Genomic DNA, 6,574 nt, shown 5'->3' on the forward strand with positions numbered 1-6,574 from the left:
ATCAAGTAGTTACAAATTTGCGACCCCCTAACCATTTGATTTGTCAAGCAAATTCTACATCAACCTCTTTTTTTTATTTTATTTTTATTACCTTTTCTACCTGCAATTCCCTAACCGGAATTTATTGTTTTTACCCATAATTTTTCCTGACGATTAATTTCACTCCATGTTAATTGGTGATCCATTAATATTAATTAAATTAATACCCTGTAAAACAAAAAGGATAAAAGTTTAAATATAAAATGATGGTATTTTCTCTTTTGTAGAAAAAATAGTCAAGAAAACCATTAAACTCACCTGAACACTGATTGGATAATCAATAAAAAACCATATTTGATGGAAAAAGAAAATAAAAATGGATCCCCGCCTGAGCGCATTCTCGTCAAACTAAGTCGAAAAACAATCAAAGCTATATCTCACACAGAGGCACAAAGAACACTAAGAAAATCAAATGCCTTTTTTAACATAATTTATTTTTCTTAACTTTGTGAGCTTTGTGCCTTTGTGTGAGAAATGATTTTTCGTCTTGAATTATGAATAGATGTTTTTCTCAGTGAACTTTATCTTATACCCCTCATCCATTAATATGTTTTAGGTACTATATACTTATTAACTTGACGCCAATGCGCCTTCGCGGAGATGACGACATTAGGCTATGCTTCTTTTTCTATGAAAGTAATACTTCAGGTACTACTTTTAAAAGAGAGTCAGTTATTATTAATTGTAAACTTATAAATAGTTGTTGTCCTGTATATCTCTCCGGGTTTCAGAACCGTCGTTGGAAACTTTGGTTTGTTAGGTGAATCAGGATAATGCTGTGTCTCAAGGCATAACGCGCTGCGGGGGCCATAGCCCTTACCGCTTTTCCCGATAATGTTTTCATTCAGAAAATTTCCGCTGTAAAATTGTATTCCGGGTTCTGTTGTATACACCTCCATCTGTCTTCCGCTGACCGGTTCAAAAACCGTTGCAGCAAGAACCGGTTTATCATTTTCCCTGGAATTAATTACCCAGTTATGATCATAACCATTCCCAAACTTCAACTGCTCATCATCTGAGCCTATCCTCGCGCCAACAGCTAATGGCCTTCTAAAATCCATAGGTGTACCTTGAATTGACCTGATTTCCCCGGTAGGAATAGACCCGCGGTCTACCGGTGTAAAGGAATCGGCGTTAATCATTAACTTATGAGCAAGAATACCCCCTGAACCTTCCCCTGCAAGATTCCAGTAGGTATGGTTAGTAAGGTTTACAACAGTAGGCTTGTCAGTGGTTGCATGGTAGTCTATCTGAAAGGAATTATCATCTTTAAGGGTGTAGGTTACTGTAACATTCAGGTTTCCTGGAAAACCTTCCTCTCCATCTTTACTCATATAGGTAAGTTTCAGGGACTGGCCCTCTTTGCCGGTGACCGGTTCTGCATCCCACAGGACCTTGTCAAACCCCTTTACCCCGCCATGCAGGGTGTTTGCCCAGTTGTTTTTAGCAAGGGTATACTCCTTACCTTCAAGTATAAACTTTGCATTGCCTATCCTGTTGGCGTACCTCCCTATGACAGCCCCAAAAAAGGGGTTATTACCCAGATAATCCTTTAGATTATTAAACCCAAGGACAACATCATCAAATTTATTGTTCTTATCCGGGACTTTGATGGATGTGACAATACCGCCATAATTGGTGATCTTAACCTCCATGCCATGAGCGTTCTTTAATGTATGCAAATCGACCTTTTTGCCTTCAAATTCTCCAAAGGTTTCCTTAATGGCTCTCATATCTTTTTCGCCCTCTTTAATAATAGATTTACCGGATGCAGGCTGAGTAGAGATACTACATCCGAATGAAATAATAAAAATTACAATCAAGATAAGTAATCTGAAAAAACAGGTCATGGTTAATTCTTTACCCTCTTTTTATAAAAAATTATCTGGCAGGGTTTTCTTCTCCTGCCTTATGTCGGCCTTCCAGCCCCTCATTGTATATAGCACGTTTCTTGAAATACCACTGTCCATCTATCTTTACCAGTTCATCCTCATAGTGACCAAACAATCCCAGCACCATTGTTTTTCGGTCTGCTGTGTTATTTGTCGCCTCAAACCAGTAACTGAGGGACCTGGCTGTATTGCCATTCACCTTAATAATCTGATTTGAAACAAAATGGCGTGATGCAGCAGGCCATTTTCCTTTTTCGGCTTTACTGGCGGGGTCATATGTCCCTGATGCAATGAAATCGTAAATCGCCTTCCGGCCCTTTATATCACCACGCGCCCAGTTTAATATACCATCCTCGGTAAAGGTGGAGGCATATGTTTCAGCATCCCTGAAATCCAGGGCAAAAAGATAGCGGCTTTGCAGCTCCATGATGGCGGCGCGATCATTAGCGTAAACGTCGGCGCAAGTGTCGGCAAATGCCATATTAATAAATAAAAAACAGGTCAACCCAAAACATGCGAACAGGATAATCAAATTTTTCATAATATTTTCCTTTTAAAAAAAATAAATGGGTCATATTTTACGATTCAGGTTTTATGTTTGAGAAGCCGCTCTTGATCTCAAGGGGATCGATAATATACATATATTTATCTTCCTCTTTTGAATATGCCGGCCATTGAATTATTCCCGGGGCGTTGGGATCTCCTGTTTTTGCAAACTGAGCCCACATCGTCATAATTGCTTCAGAGACCCTTTTGTCAGCTTCAGTAAGACCCGGATCATTTGGATCTTTAGCCCCGGATTGACTGGCAAGCCCATACATTAGAGGCCACCAGCCGCTCCTGTTGTCATAGTCGCCAAACACATAGAGCACCTCCATTGCGTGTGTTGATACTGCGCCTGCTGCCCTCCACTTGCTGGGAACCTGGTCAAATATTGCTGCATAACTCTTAACACCTGCCTTGTTCTGGAATTCATGCATGTTCACATAGGCAGGGATAAGCTGGGGCAGAAGCAGGCCTCCGGGGCCTGTAATCTCACCCAGGTTGGCCACTGTGATTAAAGGTACCGCGTTTAAACCCCCTGACTCAAAGAGTTCAAGCGGTGATTTTGGCAGAAACCAGCCGTCAATGGTAGAGTCGTCAAGGCCTATGCTCATTCTGTCACCCTGCATCTCCTTCATCATGGCATTCCTTGCCTCCATGATCTTTTCAAAGGGAAGCGCCCTTGCTGCCTTCAGGGGATCATCCTCTTTATCAACGCCCAGTTTTGTAAATAATTTGATACCCAGCTCCTCCATTTCCTTTAAATCTTTACCATTTAAGAAACCGCCTATCGAGGTGCCGCTCTCACAGATGGCCCTGTGAAACAGCCCTTTTGCCATTGGAGAGGCCATTAGGGTTGAGACCTTTGATCCGCCTCCGGATTCACCGAATATGGTAACATTATCAGGATTGCCGCCGAATGCAGATATGTTTTTTTTAACCCAGTTTAACGCCGCTATCATATCAAGGAACATGTAGTTGCCTGATGAATTATTGGGCGATTCGGCTGTTAGCAGAGGATGGGCAAGGAGCCCGAATGTATTGAGCCTCATGGTAACATTAACGAGCACAACACCATGCTGTGGCAGGCGATGGAGATTGCAGAGATTATCATTGCCTGATCCTGAAGAGTATCCGCCTCCGTGCAGCCATACCATAACGGGCAGTGACTCACCAACTGTTTTAGCAGGTGTCATTACATTAAGATAAAGGCAGTCTTCACCCTGGGGCTCCTGCGCTAAACCGGCCATCCCCTCCTGGGGAGGTGTCTTTGTAAATGCTGTACATTGACGTATCTCTTTCCATGGGGCAGCCGGTTGAGGCGGTTTCCATCTCAAATCGCCTACAGGAGGCGCTGCATAGGGTATGCCCCGATAGGCCCTTATCGGGTTATCAACATCACCTGTCAGGGTGCCTGCGATATACCCGGCATCTATCTTTAAGGGTTCAGAGAGAGTTGCAGGCGCGGCAGCCTTTTCGATTTTCTCTTCAGGCTTTGTGCAGCCGGATAGCATAATCCCGGTGGATAAAAATATAACAGATAACCCTGTAATAAATTTTCTGAAAGACATCTTTTTCCCTCCTTTATATTCCAATTAAGATGATACCGATATATATGAGCAAATTAATAAAAGGCCATATTAATAAACTGTTAAAAATCCTGGTGCGCTGAGTCTCATCATCAACACTGGCTATTACAAGCCCGCCGCTTCCTGAAAAAGGGGATACTGAGGTTGCTATTGAACCAACGGCTATTGCTGAGAAAAAGAGGCCGGGATAAAATGACAACCCTGTTGCAAGCCCCGGGACAAGGGCAAAGAAGGTTGTATTAACTACAAATCCACTTACGAAAAGGCTCATAACGCCGGCAAAAACCGATAGTAAAACCTGCACCAGTCTTCCGGATAAACTGCTCTCTGACAAATACAGGGACATGATTTCAATTATTCCGCTCTTTCCTGCGACTGCTATCAGCATCCCCATACCGCATATGGTTGTCAGCGCATGCCAGGGCACCCGTGCAAAGACCCTTTTTTCATCACCCAGGTTTAACAGCCTGCACAGGATCGAGGCCATAAAGGCAATAAATGTTAGATAGATATTGTCATTCAATCTGGTGAAAAAGGTTACGTGTGGAAATAATGCCTTTAAAAGAGGCGGGGCAAGAAGGGCAAGAACAAAAATGCCGATAACTACAAGGGTTTTTATCTGTTCAGGGGTGTAGGGTTCCGGCCTTTCAATGGAAGGGGCCTTTACCCTGTAGCCCTTTAAAAAAAAGTATGAAAGAATAAACACAATGCAAAACAGAAGTGCGGCCTGTAGCATAGCCATGTTGCCGAATGCATTGACTGCATCAGTACCATATCCGCCTACCTGATCGGCAAGCTCCCTTATAAAGATACCTATTGTGCTGACAGGTGAAAAACCTCCTATGCTTATCCCTGACACAACAGAAACCGAAGCAAGGAGATAATGCATACGGGTTACTTTTGCTATGGATATGGCAATGGGAATCAGCATGACGGTAGCGCCGTCTCCGGCGCCTATACCGGATATGAGAATTGAAATAAAAAAAAGAGTTATTGCAATGAGCCAGGGAATTCTTCTTGAGGCGTAAACAATCTTTAATGAAAGTTTCTCCAGAGAACCGTTCAGGACCGAATACCCGTAAAAAAAGGTCACTGAAAAAAGCATCATGAAGATCTTTATGGGCCAGAGTGTTACAATATCTCTTGGGTTTAAATCGAGCACTAATACACCCAGGATATAAGAGGCGGCAATAGCCCATAGCCCGATATTGGATTTAGTGAAGTAACCCAGAAGAATCACTATAATAATTGTAACCACGCATATAAGAACTGATTCCGGCATTAAATAAACCCTTCCCCTTTTATCCATTTCAGAAAAAGATCAGGCCAGGCATCGCTCGGCAACCCCTGGGGTTTGATGCCGAACCCTCCTGTCCCCTTTGAAAATATGTGAAGCTCCGCGGATTTACCCGCCTCGTTCCAAACATTATAGAGCGCCACGCAACCCTGGGATACAGGCTTGTGGTTTGCTGCCACAGCAATAAACAGGGGAGGGGCATCCTCTGGCACATGAACATCAACCATGGATGGGCCATACAGTGTAGCAATAAATGCGGGATGCCCTTCCGGATCATCCAGAAGGGCAGTCCCTACTGTTACGCCCCCTCCCGCGGAAAAGCCCATTATGCCTATTTTTGCCGGATTAATGTTCCATTTTTTTGCGTTTTTGCGAACAATACGAATGGCCTGCTGCCCGTCCTCTGTTGCAAGGCGGATTACATTGTTCAGTTCCTGATTATCAGGCGCCGGGTTTGCATTGGCGTTTTTTAATGACAGCTTTATTTCTGAAAGCGGCATTTTTGGCATACCCGCACCTCTGACACTATCATCCTTATACAATCGATATTTAAGCACAAAGGCGGCAAATCCCTTTTCATTGAGCCAGCGTGCTGTATTCGCACCTTCTCCATCAATACTGAGCATGCGGAATGCACCGCCCGGACAGACAATAACCGCAGCGCCATTGGCAATGGATGGGTCAGGGAGATATGCTGTTAAGGTCGGATCAACAACATCCTGGACAATTGTCCCTCCACCCGGAAAGGCGGAGCTCTTTTCCTGATGGGTCCAGCTCTCTGATCCCGGTGCCTTTCCTTCCCATAATCTGATTGTTTCCTGTGCGTAGGCAGAAGAAATTATGCCCGGTATTAACAAAATGATAAGGTAAAAGAAAGTAACTGCCCTGAATGAATATTTAAAAAATATAATAATTGGTTTCATTTTTCTCCTGTTCAATAAGTTAGATACATCTTCAGATTAAAAATACTGAAGGAGCTGTGTAAAACCTGAATCTGTTGACTAAAGATTATTAATCGTCATACCCGACTTGATCGGGGAATCCATTTGTTTTTGCGTTTTAATGCCTAAAGTGGATTCCCACCTTCGCGCATTGGCGTCAAGCTAAAATCTATTGAAATGACAGGATAAATTTTAATGTTAAGGTTTGATCGTACATACAATATATTTTGTTGTCCATATAAAATATCTACTGGAAGAGGATATCAAATATTA

5 protein-coding genes are annotated in these 6,574 nt (G+C 43.0%); all 5 read right to left on the reverse strand.

Features of this window, described 5'->3' with window-relative positions:
* Positions 1-707: 707 nt before the first annotated feature.
* A complete protein-coding gene (locus GX654_19600; protein NLD39071.1) occupies positions 708-1,772 on the reverse strand; it encodes a galactose mutarotase in 1,065 nt (354 codons plus the stop codon).
* 148 nt (positions 1,773-1,920) lie between these two features.
* Positions 1,921-2,472, reverse strand: coding sequence for a nuclear transport factor 2 family protein (locus GX654_19605; GenBank protein NLD39072.1), 552 nt, complete (start codon positions 2,470-2,472; stop codon positions 1,921-1,923).
* A gap of 37 nt (positions 2,473-2,509) precedes the next feature.
* Entirely contained in the window at positions 2,510-4,045 is a 1,536-nt protein-coding gene (locus GX654_19610; protein ID NLD39073.1) for a carboxylesterase family protein, read from the reverse strand.
* A 13-nt stretch (positions 4,046-4,058) separates the two neighbouring features.
* Positions 4,059-5,345, reverse strand: a complete 1,287-nt coding sequence (locus GX654_19615; GenBank protein ID NLD39074.1) for a hypothetical protein — start codon at positions 5,343-5,345, stop codon at positions 4,059-4,061.
* Complete coding sequence (locus GX654_19620) at positions 5,345-6,283, reverse strand: alpha/beta hydrolase (protein ID NLD39075.1); 939 nt, start codon at positions 6,281-6,283, stop codon at positions 5,345-5,347. The genes GX654_19615 and GX654_19620 overlap by 1 nt, the downstream gene beginning before the upstream one ends.
* Positions 6,284-6,574 lie beyond the last annotated feature (291 nt).

It is taken from the genome of Desulfatiglans sp., from assembly GCA_012513605.1.
In the GTDB taxonomy this organism is placed as follows: domain Bacteria; phylum Desulfobacterota; class DSM-4660; order Desulfatiglandales; family HGW-15; genus JAAZBV01.